This is a genomic window from Chloroflexus sp., from assembly GCF_056331925.1.
In genome coordinates this window covers 71687-87832 of record NZ_JBWGQH010000009.1, presented here as the reverse complement: position 1 = coordinate 87832, position 16146 = coordinate 71687, and the positions used below count along the sequence as shown (strand labels likewise).

Annotated in this window: 12 protein-coding genes and 1 pseudogene; 3 read left to right on the top strand and 10 right to left on the bottom strand. The window is 57.4% G+C overall.

Translation table 11 applies throughout. From position 1 onward, the window contains the following. Positions 1 to 501 precede the first annotated feature (501 nt). Positions 502 to 2196 (top strand): methylmalonyl-CoA mutase family protein, encoded by a 1695-nt coding sequence (locus AC01ZF_RS06695; protein WP_424674847.1) that lies wholly within the window; start codon positions 502 to 504, stop codon positions 2194 to 2196. 54 nt (positions 2197 to 2250) lie between these two features. Here AC01ZF_RS06695 and AC01ZF_RS06690 read toward each other — a convergent pair whose 3' ends face one another. The 5 genes and pseudogenes from AC01ZF_RS06690 to prmC all read right to left on the bottom strand — a co-directional run bounded on the left by AC01ZF_RS06690 (position 2251) and on the right by prmC (position 6256). Next, positions 2251 to 3000 (bottom strand): heme exporter protein CcmB, encoded by a 750-nt coding sequence (locus AC01ZF_RS06690; RefSeq protein ID WP_424674848.1) that lies wholly within the window; start codon positions 2998 to 3000, stop codon positions 2251 to 2253. A 30-nt stretch (positions 3001 to 3030) separates the two neighbouring features. Next, a pseudogene (locus AC01ZF_RS06685) lies at positions 3031 to 3582 on the bottom strand (ABC transporter ATP-binding protein); the annotation flags it as partial. Between the two features lie 188 nt (positions 3583 to 3770). Then, positions 3771 to 4703: an alpha/beta fold hydrolase gene (locus AC01ZF_RS06680; protein WP_428112220.1), complete on the bottom strand. Its 933-nt coding sequence runs from the start codon at positions 4701 to 4703 to the stop codon at positions 3771 to 3773. After that, a complete protein-coding gene (locus tag AC01ZF_RS06675) occupies positions 4700 to 5347 on the bottom strand; it encodes a hypothetical protein (RefSeq protein ID WP_424674851.1) in 648 nt (215 codons plus the stop codon). Before AC01ZF_RS06675 ends, AC01ZF_RS06680 begins: the two co-directional genes overlap by 4 nt. Before the next feature lie 57 nt (positions 5348 to 5404). Continuing rightward, on the bottom strand, positions 5405 to 6256 hold the full coding sequence (gene prmC, locus AC01ZF_RS06670; RefSeq protein WP_428112222.1) for a peptide chain release factor N(5)-glutamine methyltransferase: 852 nt from the start codon (positions 6254 to 6256) through the stop codon (positions 5405 to 5407). Between the two features lie 187 nt (positions 6257 to 6443). Between prmC and AC01ZF_RS06665 the strand changes: the two genes are divergently transcribed. Further along, a complete protein-coding gene (locus tag AC01ZF_RS06665) occupies positions 6444 to 7208 on the top strand; it encodes a metalloregulator ArsR/SmtB family transcription factor (protein WP_428112224.1) in 765 nt (254 codons plus the stop codon). On the opposite strand, the gene AC01ZF_RS06660 is transcribed toward AC01ZF_RS06665, so the two are convergent. From AC01ZF_RS06660 to AC01ZF_RS06640, 5 genes are all read right to left on the bottom strand, one after another. Continuing rightward, entirely contained in the window at positions 7184 to 7507 is a 324-nt protein-coding gene (locus AC01ZF_RS06660) for a cupin domain-containing protein (protein WP_424674854.1), read from the bottom strand. The genes AC01ZF_RS06665 and AC01ZF_RS06660 overlap by 25 nt on opposite strands. 83 nt (positions 7508 to 7590) lie before the next feature. Next, positions 7591 to 9363, bottom strand: coding sequence for an acetyl-CoA carboxylase biotin carboxylase subunit (gene accC / locus AC01ZF_RS06655; RefSeq protein ID WP_428131809.1), 1773 nt, complete (start codon positions 9361 to 9363; stop codon positions 7591 to 7593). Between the two features lie 79 nt (positions 9364 to 9442). Next, positions 9443 to 11029 (bottom strand): amidase, encoded by a 1587-nt coding sequence (locus tag AC01ZF_RS06650; RefSeq protein ID WP_428112226.1) that lies wholly within the window; start codon positions 11027 to 11029, stop codon positions 9443 to 9445. A 16-nt stretch (positions 11030 to 11045) separates the two neighbouring features. Continuing rightward, positions 11046 to 12335, bottom strand: a complete 1290-nt coding sequence (locus AC01ZF_RS06645; RefSeq protein ID WP_424674857.1) for a flavin monoamine oxidase family protein — start codon at positions 12333 to 12335, stop codon at positions 11046 to 11048. Continuing rightward, complete coding sequence (locus AC01ZF_RS06640; protein WP_424674858.1) at positions 12316 to 13776, bottom strand: NAD-dependent succinate-semialdehyde dehydrogenase; 1461 nt, start codon at positions 13774 to 13776, stop codon at positions 12316 to 12318. The genes AC01ZF_RS06645 and AC01ZF_RS06640 overlap by 20 nt, the downstream gene beginning before the upstream one ends. A 192-nt stretch (positions 13777 to 13968) precedes the next feature. Between AC01ZF_RS06640 and AC01ZF_RS06635 the strand changes: the two genes are divergently transcribed. After that, a complete protein-coding gene (locus AC01ZF_RS06635) occupies positions 13969 to 16044 on the top strand; it encodes an NAD(+) synthase (RefSeq protein ID WP_424674859.1) in 2076 nt (691 codons plus the stop codon). The last annotated feature ends 102 nt before the right edge of the window (positions 16045 to 16146 follow it).

Here is a 16146-nt window from a genome sequence, read left to right as displayed (position 1 = left end):
GCCCGCTCGGTGATGGACGATGCCGGAGGATAACGGCATCACGCCACCCTGCGTCGCCCACGTCCTCACCACCGGCGCCACCCTCGCCGCCTGCGCCGCCGCCCTGCGCGCCGCTGGCGCCCACACAGTCAGTGCCCTCGCCCTGGCCCGCTCGGTGATGGACGATGCCGGAGGATAACGGCATCACGCCACCCTGCGTCGCCCACGTCCTCACCACCGGCGCCACCCTCGCCGCCTGCGCCGCCGCCGCCCACTCGGTCAGTGCCCTCGCCCTGGCCCGCTCGGTGATGGACGACGCCGGAGGATAACGGCATCACGCCACCCTGCGTCCCCACGTCCTCACCACCGGCGCCACCCTCGCCGCCTGCGCCGCTGGCGCCCACACAGTCAGTGCCCTCGCCCTGGCCCGCTCGGTGATGGACGACTCCGGTGTACAATAGAAGCATGCGCGCAATGTGATCGAACTGGCAGCCATAGCACATTCGTCAGTTAGGAGGGACGATGATGTCTGAGATCGAGCAGCTCAATGCGGCCCAGCAGCAATGGGAACAGCAATGTCTCTGGCCAACGCTCAAACGTACCCCCGAACGACCCGGCCCCTTCATGACCACCAGTAGTGCCCCTGTCGAACGGCTCTACACGCCGCTCGACCTCGCGACCAACGGTCAATCGCTCACCGAACACTTTCTACACAACATCGGCTATCCCGGACAGTACCCGTTCACCCGCGGTATTCACCCCACCGGCTACCGCGGTAAGCTCTGGACCATGCGTATGTTTGCCGGCTTCGGCAGCGCCGAAGAGACCAATGCTCGCTTTAAGTTTTTGCTAGAACAAGGGCAGACCGGCCTGTCGATTGCGTTTGATATGCCGACACTGTACGGACGCGACACCGACCATCCCTTGGTCGAAGGCGAGTTTGGCAAGTGCGGCGTTGCCGTCTCGTCACTGGCCGATATGGAGATTCTGCTCGATGGGCTACCTCTCGATCAGGTCAGCACCTCGATGACAATCAATTCGCCGGCAGCAATGATTTGGGCGATGTACCTGGTCGTTGCCGAAAAGCGTGGTATTCCATGGAGTAAGCTGCGTGGCACCATCCAGAACGATATTCTCAAAGAATACATTGCCCAAAACGAATACATCTTCCCACCCGAACCAAGCATGCGGTTGGTAGTTGATACCATTGAGTTCGCTACCCGCCACGTACCGCAGTGGAATCCCATTAGCGTCAGTGGCTACCACATCCGTGAAGCCGGGAGTACCGCCGTCCAAGAGCTGGCCTTCACGCTCGCCGATGGCTTCGCTTATGTTGAAGCTGCCCTCGAACGCGGGTTAGACATCGACGAGTTTGCCCCGCGGATCAGCTTCTTCTTTAATGCTCACAACGACTTCTTTGAGGAGATCGCCAAGTACCGCGCAGCACGCCGCATCTGGGCACGCGCTATGCGCGAACGCTACGGCGCCAAAAACGAACGGTCGTGGTGGCTCCGGTTCCATACCCAAACGGCCGGCTGCTCACTCACCGCCCAGCAACCCGAAATCAATATTGTCCGCACGGCAATTCAGGCTCTAGCCGCTGTGCTAGGCGGTACCCAGAGCTTGCATACCAATTCAATGGATGAGGCATTGGCGTTACCATCGGAAAAGGCGGTCACCATCGCCCTGCGCACTCAGCAGATCATCGCCTACGAGAGCGGCGTCGCCAACACCGTCGACCCTCTCGGCGGTAGCTACTTCGTTGAGGCACTTACCGATCGTATGGAGCGTGAGGCACAGCAGATCTTCGACACCATCAACGCCCAAGGCGGTGTGATTGCTGCGATCCGCAACGGCTATTTCCACCGCGAAATCGCCGATGCAGCTTACCGCTATCAGCAAGAGATCGACAAAGGCGAGCGAATTATCGTCGGAGTTAATGCCTTCCAAGCCGACGAACCACTGGAGATTCCGATTCTTCAGATGGATCCTGAGGGTGAGAAACGTCACCTCGAACGCCTCAACCGCGTGCGCCGCGAACGCGATCAGGAGCTCGTTGCCCGCCGCTTGGCCGAACTACGCGCTGCGGCACAGGGAAGCGACAATATGATGCCGGCGATCCTCAATTGCGTGCGCGCCTACTGCACTCTCGGCGAGATGTGTGATGTGTTGCGCGAGGTGTTCGGCGTGTATCAACAGGATACGGTCATTGTCTAATCACGACGGTCGGGGTAGCTGATGGCTGCCCCGACCTACCATAGTCACTGTTGCTCACGCTTCCCACACAAACGGGAATAATATCAAAGATGCCATAAACGTAACCACAACATACGCCAGCAAAAACTGGATCGGCCCGAACACCACATCAACAGCGACATTCTCGAGTGATTGAGCTGTGCCCTGAATCGCGATAATCAGTGGCGCAACGAGTAACGGAAAGGCCAGAACGGCAAAGAGAGCACCCTTAAAACTCGCCCGCGCAATAATCGCTGCGATAATCGTTGTGGCTGAGGTCAACGCCAACCCGCCGGTGGCCAGGATTGCGCTAAAAGCCAGCGGACTACCAACTTTCACCCGCAGCAGAACGATAAAGAGCAAACTGGTAACGAGAGCGAGGACAAGTATCAGTGTCAGATTAAAGCAGAACTTACCTAAAAAAACCGCGGTCGGCGATGCCGAAAGACGCAGTGCAGCGAGTGTGCGGGCTTCCTCTTCGTAAACAAAGCTGCGTGACAAACCATTCAAAGCGGCAAAGAGTAGCGCCACCCACAACAACGCCGATTGAATCAACAGCGCCTCTTCGGTCCGCCGCAAGCCTAAGAAACCAACCCCAAGGCTCACTGCAGTTGTCGCACTGATGGCAAACAGTAGGAGGGTGTTAATCGCATAGCGCGTGCGCAGCTCACACGCGAGATCTTTGCGAAAAATAGCCCATGCTGCCCGCAACGTGACCCCGATCCCGCTCGGTGGCGGCGCCGGAATATCGATAATGGATGTTTCTTGCTCCATCGATTCATGCATAGCACCTTCTCGCATCACAGATCGGGCTACTCAGCCGCCCAACTTCACTAACAGGTCGGCATACCGCAATTCACGGGGATCATTCGTGGCAATCACCGTCAACCCACGTTGACGCTGCGCGGCAATAATCCGCTCAACAACCGCCGACCCACGCTCATCGAGCGTCACCGTTGGCTCGTCGAGCAATAAAACCGGCGGACGATGGAGCAGAGCAAAGGCGTAACGCAAGCGCTGGGTCATGCCGGAAGAATAAGCGGCAAGTCGGTCATTCCCCCGCTGACCCAGACCGACATAGGTGAGTAGTTCGTTGAGAGCGTCGTCAGAGATAGTAAGACCGCGCACCTGTGCAAAGAAACGCAAGTTCTCAAGCCCACTCAGCTCACGGTAGAGGGCCAGATCAGGTGCAACCCAACCGATCAGATGACGCGCATCGCGCGGATCGAACCGCTGATCACCTACTTCGTAATACGCCAACCCTCCAGAGGGTGCTTGCAAGCCGGCCAGGATCCGCAGTAAGGTACTCTTGCCACTGCCGTTGGGACCACTGACCACCAATACTTCACCTCGTTGGAGGGTGAAACTAAGATCACGCAAAATAGTACGTCCACCGTAACCGGCGCTAAGCTGCAAAACGTGAAGTTTCATACGGTATCCGCAGTTCGGGCAGGAATATTCCTACCATATGCGGATTATACCAAACTCAACGAAAAGAGACAGCCGCACGGTATGCGGCTGTAGGTGAGAGATGGTTTTCGGTTTACAGTGACAAACTACCGGCCCGGTGGCACTCTCAGTCGCGATGGTGGAGCAATCGGTGGTGGGATCATCGCTTCACTACTATCGACAACATTATTTGGTTCTGAGGAGGCGCTGGTAGGTTGAGAGGGGCCTTGCGATGCAGTGGTCCGCTGTGCGGAAAGCGTCAATGGATCGGGTTGCTGTAAAAAAGCGAGCAATATCTCGTGAAACCGATCGGCTTCATCAACAAAGGGGAAATGACGGCTTTGCTCCATCCGAACCACTTGCGCCATTGGAACATAAGTAAAGAGCTGAAGTTGGTTAGGGTTAACAATATCATCGCGCGCGCCATGCACAATGAGCGCCGGCACACGGAGATTACCCAGCATCGGTGTGAGATCGGTGCGCCACATCGAATGGATCGCCGCCCGAATCGTATTGGCAGTAGACTTCGTGCTATCTTCCAGCACTTCATCAACTTCGGGGTCAAGCGAATCACCGAAGAAGAAACGGAATAGCGAACGGCGCAACCAAGGGCGGCGGGCAAAGAACTCGGCAAAAAACGGACGGTCGACCAACTTTAACATCCACGAGAGCGAATTACCGTTAATCGGCGCACCCACCGTCACTACGCGCATCACTCGCTCGGGATGCTCAATCGCCGTTTTCATCGCGACCATGCCACCCATTGAGTGCCCAACCAATGCTGCTTTCTCGATACCCATTGCATCGAGAAAGCGGATAACCTGATGAGAGTAACCGCTGATGGTTGGCATCTCACTGGTAAGCGACTCGCCAAAGCCCCAAAAATCGAATGAATAGGTGCGGAAGTACCGTGATACGATCTCCATGGTCGTATACCAATAGCGCCAACTACCGAGCCAACCATGGAGGAACACCACCGGACGACCACGCCCGAACACTTCGTAATGCACCCGTTGATTGTCGATGACGATGATACTCATACTGGCCTCACCGTTGAGGATGAACCAACTGCGCGAGCGCGCAATTGGGCAACACTAGTTTCACGTTCTTGCAACGATCGGCGTAGACGCCATTGAAGTGTAGCAATATCTTCCGAGATGCTACGGAGATGGGCCATCTCTTGTTCGAGTTCCTCAAGCAAGGTGCGTGCTTGCAAACCGGCAGCCACCAGAGTGCGTTCAGTCGAAAGCTGAGCAATGCGTTCTTGAATCGCAGCGAGTAAACTGAGTAAGTTCGCCCAGGCCTCACTCTCGCTCACATCGTGCTGGTGCTGCTGCCGACCACGAACTTCAATCCAGCACTGAATCTGTTGTTGCAGCGCTGTTATCCGATCTTCCAACTGTCGCACAACTGCTGTATCGACGGTGCCGGTAGCACTTGATGGTGACATTGCCGTCAATTGAGACAATTGTTGTTGTAAATTGGTCATTGCTGCACTAAGCTGAGCTTGGCGCTGCATCACAGCTTCCTGTTCATTGAGCATGTCGAGCAGTATATCACGCAACTGTGCCGCTTCACGCGCGCTCCGTCTGGCCTGCTGCTGCAAGAGATGTGGTACATACCACAGCAGAATAAAGAGCAGAGTGATAATAGCGATGCCGAGCGCGACAAAGAGTGCAGTCATAGCGATCCTCCTGATCCTCTGCCTTAGTATAACGACATATCGGATCGGCAGACTAGATCAGCGGATGACATCTCGATTACGCGCCCAAACAACCCGATCGCGACCGGTGAGATCGCGTTGCACCCCCACCTCAGCATGGAGGAATGCTTGATTTATCAAGTGTACCACAGCCTCAGCCTGCCATGCACCAATTTCGAGCAAGATTGCCCCGCCGGGTTTGAGATACGCCGGTGCGGCGGCAATCAGCCGGCGATAACAATCTAACCCATCAGACCCACCATCGAGCGCGAGATGCGGCTCGTACCGGTACACACCCTCGTCAACATCGGCCAAGATGGTGTACGGCGGATTACTTACGATGAGATCGACAGGGCCGGGTAAGGGAGTGAGGAGATCACCTTCTAACAAGACCACCCGGTCGCTCAGGTTGTAGCGGGCAACATTAAGCGCTGCTACCGCCAACGCATCAGCACTCCGATCAACACCGTACACCGTCGCGTTTGGCACATGGATCGCCAATGCAATGGCAATGGCGCCACTACCCATACCAATATCGGCAATTGTTATCTGCGTTCCAGAGTATCGCCGAGCTTCGGCCAGTGCTAATTCGACCAGTACCTCGGTTTCGGGGCGGGGAATGAGCACACGTCGATCCACCACCAAATCGAGACCAAAAAATGGCCAATGCCCGATGAGGTAGGCCACCGGTTCGCGAGCAGCACGTCGTGCAACCAGCGCGCCAAACGCTTCCTGCTGGGCCGGAGTAAGCACAACCTCACGCTCGGCAACGACCCGCGCCCGCGACCAACCTAAGATGTGGGCTAACAATAGTTCGGCATCGAGGCGGGCCGTTGGCGAGATGGATTGTAAGCGTGCAGTGGCTGCACGAAGTGCTTGCTGAATTGTCATCGGTTGGTGCTGGATAAATCCGCTGTTCATACCTAATATTATGCCAGATCGAAGTACTACAATTTATAGTTAACAAAAGCAACCCTATTGCAAGCTCGATTGAGCAAGCAAACGATGAATCTTGCCGATCCGAGCGGACTCTGCTACGATAACCAGCGTCATTCCACGCAAACCTATCGCTAGGATTATGAAAACACCGCACCTGTCATCAGCCTTTACCGGTCTGCGGCTGCTAGCCGATGAAACGCGCTGGAAGCTTATCAGCGAGCTTCGTGAGAGCGACCGACAAGTCGCGGAATTGGTGACACTCACCGGCCTGGCACAGAACCTGGTTTCGTACCATTTGCACGTACTCCGTCAAGCCGGGCTGGTCAACACGCATCGCAGTGATGCCGACGGACGAGTCGTCTACTATAGCCTTAGTTTGACGGCACTGGCGCGATTGCTGGCACAGGTAAGCGAGGAGCTGACGATACCAACCACGCCACTACCATCGTTACCGCATGTGAAGGTGGCTTTTCTTTGTCGTGCTAACAGCGCGCGCTCGCAGATGGCAGAGGGATGGTTGAGAGTTCTAAGTAATGGTCAGGTGATGGCGCTCAGCGCCGGTACCCACCCACAACCGGTACACCCATTAGCAATTGCCGTGATGCAAGAGGCGGGTGTTCCGATTGATCGGCAAGTAGCCAAACCCATTGATGCAATTCTCAATCAGAAGCCTAATGTGATCGTGACCGTCTGCGATATTGCCCGGGAAACCTGCCCGGTCTGGCCGGAAGCGACGCGCTCTATTCACTGGAGCATTGCCGACCCCGCAGTTGTTGTTGGCAGTGAAGAGGAACGTCGCGCCGCGTTCATCACCGCTCGTGATGAGATCTATGAACGAGTACGCGGCTTATTAGCGCTGCTCCCACGGTGGTTTGCCGATCAGTCACCATCGGCAGTGAGGTAATCGGTACGCGGTGGGCTGAAGGTATCAATGGCCAATGTGTCGATGAGTGTCCAAACGGCGTGCGGGGTACCACCGGGAATCGGCACTGATTGACCGGCAGTCGCGTCGAGCAAATTATCGCCGACCTGAAAGCGTAGGTGCCCACTGACGATATACGCTACCTGATCTTCAGGATGGCTGTGAAGCGGTACATGGCTTCCTACGGCCAAACGAACCTCCATCTGGTACATGCGGTCGGTCAATGCAATGCGCCGCCGCCACACACCGGGAAATAATTCGATCCATGGTCGTTCGGGCATGGGTGTCTCCTGTGGGTTAAGGAGGCGACAATGAGCGCCACACCGTCGGGAGGGTGGCGCTGCACCGTCGAGACGAAGAGCCGTCAGGTTGTTAATTGGTACGTCGCCAACACGGCACCGGCTTCGACCGTCGTGCCGACATCGACTCGTACTTCGCCGATGGTACCACTATGCGGTGCGGTAATCTCATTCTCCATCTTCATCGCTTCAACGATGAAGAGGACTTGGCCAGCTTCGACATGCTGGCCATGAGCGACCCGTACCGCCACCACGCGACCTTGGATCGGACTGATGACGCCATCAACCGGTGCGGCAAGCGTCGTTTTCTTGGTTATGGCACGACGTGGTGTTAAGGTACGTATCGCCGACTGCACGGTGGCTGCGCTCACGCCATCGCCAAACACGGCTACGCCAAACCGTCGTCCATTGACCTCCACGGTAAACCGGCGAGGTTCGGGTGCAGGTTCGACAGGCGCCGGTGTGGTGGATGGTGGCATCAATTCAGCTGTACGGGTGAAGAGTTCGGGATGACGGGGAATAAAATTCACCGTCGCCTCGCCGGCCACGAAAACGGGGTGTTCGAGTGCGGCCCGGTGGAAGGGAATGATCGTCGTAACCCCTTCAATCCGATACTCGGCGAGTGCCCGCCGCATCCGAGCAATCGCCTCGTTACGATCGGCTCCCCAGGTAATCAATTTTGCCAGCAGTGAGTCGTAATGTGAAGGGACAAGGTAATTGGCCCGCACCCCGCTATCAACACGCACGCCAAACCCGGTCGGTTCATGGTATGCGCCGATCGCACCGAGGGCCGGGCGGAAATTGTGGAGCGGATCTTCAGCGTTGATTCGGCATTCAATCGCATGACCGCGCGGTACCAAATCTTCCTGTTTGAGCCAGAGGCGCTCACCTTGGGCGATTCGGATCTGAGCCGCAACGAGATCGACCCCGTAGACCATCTCGGTGACGGTATGTTCGACTTGAATCCGAGTGTTCATTTCGAGGAAGTAGTAGCGGCCATCTTGATAGAGAAACTCCAGCGTTCCAGCACTGACATAGCCTACCGCTTTGGCAAGCCGGACCGCTGCCGCTCCCATCTCAGCCCGTAGTTCTGGAGTAAGGGCCGGTGAGGGGCACTCCTCGATCAATTTCTGATGGCGGCGCTGCACCGAGCAGTCGCGTTCACCCAACGCAACGGCATTCCCATAACGGTCGGCCAGAATCTGGATCTCGATATGGCGCGGATTATCAAGATACTTTTCGACGTAGAGTTCACCGTTCTTGAACGCAACTTCCGCCTCGCGGCGAGCGGCAGCAAACGCCTCGTCCACCTCATTAGGCGAACGTACCACTCGCAGACCACGTCCACCACCGCCACCAACTGCTTTAATGGCAATCGGGTAGCCGAATTCCTTGCCCAACCGGCACACCTCTGCCGCATCGGTCACCGGTTCAAGAACGCCGGGCACAACCGGTACACCGGCAGCCGTGGCTTCGCGACGGGCCGCCGTCTTCCCTCCCATCCGTTCCATGGCCTCAGCCGGTGGCCCAATAAAGACCAAGCCGGCGGCGGTAACGGCTCGGACAAAACCGGCGTTTTCGGCCAAAAAGCCGTAACCGGGATGGATCGCCTCGGCCCCGGTGGCTTTGGCTGCGCGAATAATCGCTTCAATGTTGAGATAGCTTTCAGCCGGCGAGGCGGGGCCAATCAGATACGCATCGTCGGCATAAGCTACGTGGGGCGAGTCGCGATCGGCCTCGGAATAGACGGCAACGCAACGCAACCCCAATTCGCGGCAGGCACGCATGACACGCAACGCAATCTCGCCGCGGTTAGCAACCAATACGGTACGAAACATTGCAGCCGCTCCTCAATGCTGCTCGACGCCGCTTCAACTCTGTGCGGCGCGGATGCCAATTGTAGCATAGCGCATCGTGTTACAATGACGGCACCCATCGTCCGAGGGCTTGTTCAGCGGCGAACGCCGCTCGTAATAGTAACGGTTCGTTCCATGGACGAGCAACCAATTGGGCGGCATGCGGCAGGTCATCTGTACCGAGCATCGCCGGTAAGCTAAGGGCCGGCCAACCCAAAAAGTTCCATGGCCCGGTAAACGACGTTGGAGTCGGCACCCCCAGTGCCGGCACAGGTCCGGGAACTGTCGGGGTAATGAGCAGGTCAACCTCAGCCAGACGTGCCGCTACCCGCCGCCGAAAGATGGCTCGTGCTTGCTGAACGCGCGTAACATCGACCGGTGAATAAATGAACGCGGCGAGAATCCGGTGCCGCATAAATTCGCCGTAGTCATCGAGCCGGATGCGTAACCAGGGAAGATGAAGAGCCGCAGCCTCCATAGCGAGCAAGGCCTGGTTGAGCAGTCGCAGGGCTTCAAGTTCGGGGAGTTCAAGTGGGATCACGATGGCACCCTGCCCGGCCAACACATCGGCGACACGCTGCATTGCCGCTAACTCGGCTGCTTCAGCCATCGGTTGTCCGCTACCGTCGGCGGTGAGCAGGCCTACCCGCAGATTCCGCACACCGGCAACCAAACCACCACCGGTAAAGTCGGGAGCCGGCCGTAAGGTGCGCGGATCACGCGGATCGGGACCGGCCAGGACACTGAGCATAAGGGCGGCATCGGATACCGAGCGGGTCATTGGCCCGGCGTGATCGAGTGACCATGAAAGGGTGAAGCCACCGGCCAGACTAACCCGGCCATGGGTTGGTTTCAGACCGACAATCCCACAGTGAGCAGCCGGAATCCGGATCGAGCCGCCGGTATCGGTGCCGAGAGCGGCAAATACCATCCCGGTTGCTGTGGCGACTCCACTGCCACTACTGCTCCCACCACTGTCACGTTGCCGGTCGTAAGGATTGGCGGTTGGTCCGTAATGGGCATTGTTCGAGCCGGGCGAGTAAGCAAACTCCGACATACGGGTCTTGCCGATAACGATGGCACCGGCGGCACGCAACCGCTCGACGACGGTCGCGTCGGTTGTTGCCATAACATCAGCACGAATCCGTGAACCGGCTGCGGTTGGATAACCGGCTACATCAAACAGATCTTTAACTGCCACCGGCACACCGTGCAACGGGCCACGTATCTTCCCTGTGGCCAATTCGGTTTCGGCCGCACGCGCATCGGCAAGTGCGCTCTCGGCCATGACAATCTGAAAGACGTTAAGGTCGGCGTCGTGGGTCGCAATCCGCTCGAGCGCCTGTTCGACCAGCTCAACCGGTGAGATGGTCCGACGCTGTAATTGGGTAGCTATCCCAAGAATGGTGGTTGGATCGTCGTCAGCGGGTATCCCTCCGTTGGGCGGACTGGATGCCGGTGGCAGACTAGCAGCATCGAGCATATCCGGCAGTTGTTCTTGATCAACCGCATCGAGTAAGCGCTCAACATCGGGAAAACGGGCAAGAAAACCTTTTTCAATGATACCGGCAAAATCGGCCTCAGTGGCCGGAATCCCGACGGCGCGTAATGCGGCACGCAGTCGGTCGATGATCATGTCATGAGGCATGGAAACTCCCTGTTATTCAGCAAAACACAGCAAGGCAGTCACGGGCAGCACGTCGCCCACTATCAATCGCACCATGAACCGTCTGTGGGTTGCTGTCGTAGGCCGTCGCTTCACCGGCGAAATGAAGATTGCCCTCGGCGGCAGCCAGGGCTGGTCGTGCCCATGCCATCCCTGGCGGGAGATGGGCATACCCTCCACGTGCATATGCATCGCAAGCCCAGCGGTAGCGGCGAAAACCGATGCACCGCGTTGCGACATCGTTGCGGCCCAGTAATCGGCTCAATTCGGCCAATCCCCATTCGCATACTATTGTATCTGGCAGCCGATCAAGGACGGCGGCTCGCTCAGCGGTGACATAACAACACTGCAATGGTGCCGTAAGATCGGGGTGAGCGGGCGTCCACCAACGGGCAAAGAGACCGGTATGAGCCGCATATGTAAACCCTTCATCCCACAGCGGTGCGTCAAACCAGAAAAAGTGTTTGGTAGCGGGGCGGGTACGGAAGGCGGCAATGGCCGCTCGCTTGGTTGCCGAAAGTGGTGGATCGAACCGAATCATACCTGCCGCTAACACGGCAACCGGTACCGTGATGATACATTGTCGCGCAGATACCGAAGCGACGGTCGTATCGATGATGACGCCTCGGCCGGTATCGGTGATGGCCCGTACCGGCCATCCCAACCGTATGTCGAGATCACGTGCCAACCATGTCAAGAGCGCATCGTAGCGTTCGCGTAACCGAAACTCACGCGGCCCTGCGCGGTCGATACGTTGTTCACGAGCCACATCAGCGCAACTGAGTGACTCGATCTCAGCACAGTAGGTTTGGGCCAATACCACATCGGCAATAGCCAAGGTAGCAGGATCGCAGCCCTGCCGACGCAGCTCGGTGGCAAGCCCACAATCAACCGCCTCATCGCTGTACTGCTGCCCTAGCCTATTCCATACGGCCCGCACCCGCTCAATCGCTTGCCGATCCGGATCATCCGGTGGCAAATCGCTCAAGGGCCGGGCCGGTGTCCCCCAGCGCAAACCGTGGTAGCGATCAACCTCGGCTAAAGTTAATCCGGCGACCGACGCCAACTCGACGGTACTGGTGTGGGCACCGTGGATCAACTCTGCCCCTAATTCGATCGGGTATGGACCACAACTCCGATCCGTCCAGATCCGGCCACCGATACGGGTACGAGCCTCAAGCACTAGCACGCGCAGACCGGCATCGTGGAGAGTACGCGCTGCGGCCAAACCGGCTGCACCGGCCCCGATCACAATAACATCTCGTTGATCAGATACCGATTGAGACATACTTAATATCCAGATACTCATCAATGCCGGTGGGCCCCCCTTCACGACCTATCCCACTCTGCTTGACCCCACCAAACGGGGCCTGGGCCGTGGAAGGAATAGGATCATTAATCCCGATAATTCCGTATTCTAAACCCTCGGCCAATCGCCAGACCCGGCCTACATCACGGGTAAAGGCATAGGCGGCGAGGCCGTAGAGCGTATCGTTCGCTTTGCGAATCACCTCATCTTCATCGTCGAAGGGGATAAGCGGAGCTACCGGACCAAACGTTTCTTCACGAGCGACGAGCATATCGGTATTCGCATCGAGCAACACGGTCGGCAACCAAAAATTGCCACCGAGTGGAGCCGGCCCTCCACCAACCACGACCCGCGCACCGGCAGTGAGGGCATCGTGAATGTGACGTTCCACCTTCTGGCGCGCTTGCTCATCGATGAGGGGACCAATATGTACACCGGGCTGTAACCCGTCACCGACGGTCAAGCGCGCCACCTCAGCAGCGAACCGTTCGGCAAACGCAGCGTAGATGGGGCGCTGGACAAAAATCCTGTTCGCGCAGACACACGTCTGACCGGCATTACGAAACTTTGAGGCGATAGCACCACGGACTGCGGCGTCGAGATCGGCGTCGGCAAAGACGATGAACGGCGCATTGCCACCCAGTTCGAGTGACACTCGCTTGAGCGTATCGGCGGAACGGCGCATTAGCTCTTTGCCCACCTCGGTACTACCGGTAAAGCTGATCTTGCGCACGCGGGTATCGGCAAAGATTGTATCGGCGAAGGGACGCGGATCGCGGCAGGTGACAATGTTGACGACGCCGGGAGGGGTGCCTGCCTCCATAAAGAGTTGACCGAGAGCCAGTGCTGAAAGCGGCGTTTGCTCGGCAGGTTTGGCAATCACCGTACAGCCGGCGGCGAGGGCCGGTCCGAGCTTGCGGGTGATCATTGCGCTCGGAAAGTTCCACGGGGTAATCAGTGCCACGACACCAACCGGTTGTCGCAGGACGAGAATGCGTTTGGCATTTGTCGAGGCAGGGATCGTCATGCCGTAGATACGTTCTGCTTCACCGGCGAACCAACTGAGAAAACTGGCGGCGTAGGCAATCTCACCACGCGCTTCAGCCAACGGCTTTCCCTGTTCGAGGGTCATAATCGTCGCCAGCTCCTGTTGGCGTTCGATCATCATCGCGGCTACCCGCCGCAACAGCGCTGCCCGCTCGCCGGCCGGGGTTGCCGCCCACGCCGGTTGAGCAGCAACGGCGGCGGCAATTGCCGCCCGGGTTTCGGCCACACCGGCATCAGGCACATGACCGAGCACTGTACCGTTAGCCGGATTTGTCACGGCGAACGTCGCTCCACTTTCAGCCTCACGCCATTCACCGTTGATCAGCAACCGAAAGGGAAGGGTCGTCAAGGGACCTTCAACTGCCAGAGTCATTCCAAACTCCTTTCTCGTCGCATGCACAGAGGTAGGCTACGCGATCACGATTCGCCTGCCGCATGAACTTTTGCACCGTCGCGTCTGTGCATTCCGATTATCACCATCGATTGTATTGTACAGCGCCTCTATCGCGCGGTATACTGTAGCGGCAGTTGGTATGCCCACATACCCACCCCAAGGATTACTCGTATGCGCCGAAATCATCAGTTTTATTCCATCTATCATCACGGCTTTGCCCGCCTGGCCGTCGCCATTCCGGCAGTCCGGATTGCCGAGCCGGCCTTTAACGGTGAGCGGACGAGTGCATTGGCGCGACGCGCTGCCGATGAAGGGGCGGTTGTCGTTCTCTTTCCTGAACTTGGTCTCTCAGCTTACAGCAATGATGACCTCTTTCAGCAAACGACCTTACTCGACGCGGTCGAGCAGGCATTGATCGATCTCGCTGTGGCAACCCACGATCTCAACGCACTGCTCCTCGTGGGCGCACCACTCCGCCACGAAGGTCGGTTGTTCAATTGTGCAGTCGCCCTCTGCGGCGGACAGATCGTTGGCGTGACTCCCAAGAGCTACTTACCTAATTATCGCGAATTTTACGAAAAACGCCACTTCGCCGCGGCCCGTGATGCGATTGGCGATACGATACGTATCGCCGGGCAACGAGCACCGTTCGGGACCAACATTCTGTACGAAGCCGAAGCCATTCCCGGCCTAGCGGTATACGTTGAGCTTTGTGAGGACTTGTGGGCACCGTTACCGCCGAGTACCTTCGCTGCACTGGCTGGTGCAACCGTCCTCTGTAATCTATCAGCCTCAAACATCACGATTGGCAAAGCCGATTATCGCCGCGCTCTTTGCCTGAGTCAATCGGCCCGCACCATAGCCGCCTACTTGTATTCGGCTGCCGGGCTGGGCGAAAGCACGACCGATTTGGCGTGGGATGGTCATGCACTGATCTGTGAAAACGGCGAATTATTGGCCGAATCCCGCCGCTTTCTCGATGACGAGCAGATTATCTTCGCCGATGTCGACCTCGAACGTCTGGTGCAAGACCGAATGCGTCAAACGAGCTTTAGTGACAGCATCGGCGATTACCGCGAGCGATTGCGCGCAATGCGCCGGATCACGCTGGCGATCCGGCCACCATTTGTGACCGATCTCCGCCGCACGGTTGCCCGGTTTCCCTACGTGCCTGACGATCCGGCTACCCGCGATGAACGCTGTTATGAAGCGTATAACATTCAGGTTCATGGGCTTATTCAGCGGATGCGCAGTGCCGGGGTCACAAAGGTTGTGATCGGGGTATCGGGTGGGCTGGATAGCACACAAGCCCTGATCGTGGCAGTGCGCGCCATGGATAGGCTTGGTTTGCCGCGGCAGAACGTGTTGGCTTACACGATGCCCGGCTTTGCGACAAGCGCGCAAACCCACCGTAATGCGCAAGCACTGATGGCCGCTCTCGGAGTCAGCGCGTATGAAATCGATATTCGTCCCTCGGCGCTCCAGATGTTACGCGACCTTGGGCACCCGGCAGGTGAAGGAAAACCGGTCTACGATGTTACCTTCGAAAACGTGCAAGCCGGTGAACGAACGTCACATCTCTTCCGCTTAGCCAACTATCACAACGCAATTGTGGTAGGAACCGGCGACCTCAGTGAGCTGGCGCTCGGTTGGTGTACGTATGGTGTGGGCGATCAGATGTCGCACTATAACGTGAATGCGTCGGTGCCCAAAACGCTCATTCAGCACTTGATCAGGTATGTTATTCGCAGCGGCGAATTCGGTAGTGAGGTTAACAAAGTACTCGAAGAGATTCTGGCTACCGAAATCTCACCTGAACTGGTACCGGCAGCGGACAACAACGATGACAAACCGGCCCAGCGTACCGAAGAGATCATCGGCCCGTATGCCCTGCAAGACTTCAACCTTTACTACATTACCCGCTACGGGTTTCGGCCCAGTAAAGTCGCCTTTTTAGCCATGCACGCATGGCGTGATGCCGATCGGGGGGCGTGGCCGGAAGGTCTACCGGAACACAAACGCCGCGCCTACGATCTTCCGATCATTCTGCACTGGCTGCGCGTGTTTCTCTATCGCTTCTTTCAGATAAGTCAATTCAAACGCTCGGCGATGCCAAACGGCCCGAAAGTTGGTTCAGGTGGATCACTCTCGCCACGCGGTGACTGGCGGGCACCGAGCGATGCGAGTGCGACGGTGTGGTTAGCCGAAATTGATCGATTGATCGAGGATTTGAATAAGCAAGAGTAATCAACGCTAAACCGCAGAGCGCGCGATATTCCTCTATCTGCGCGCTCGCTATCTCTGACCCACTTTGCAAGATCGGTGAGACCACTGCATAAGTTGAGACGG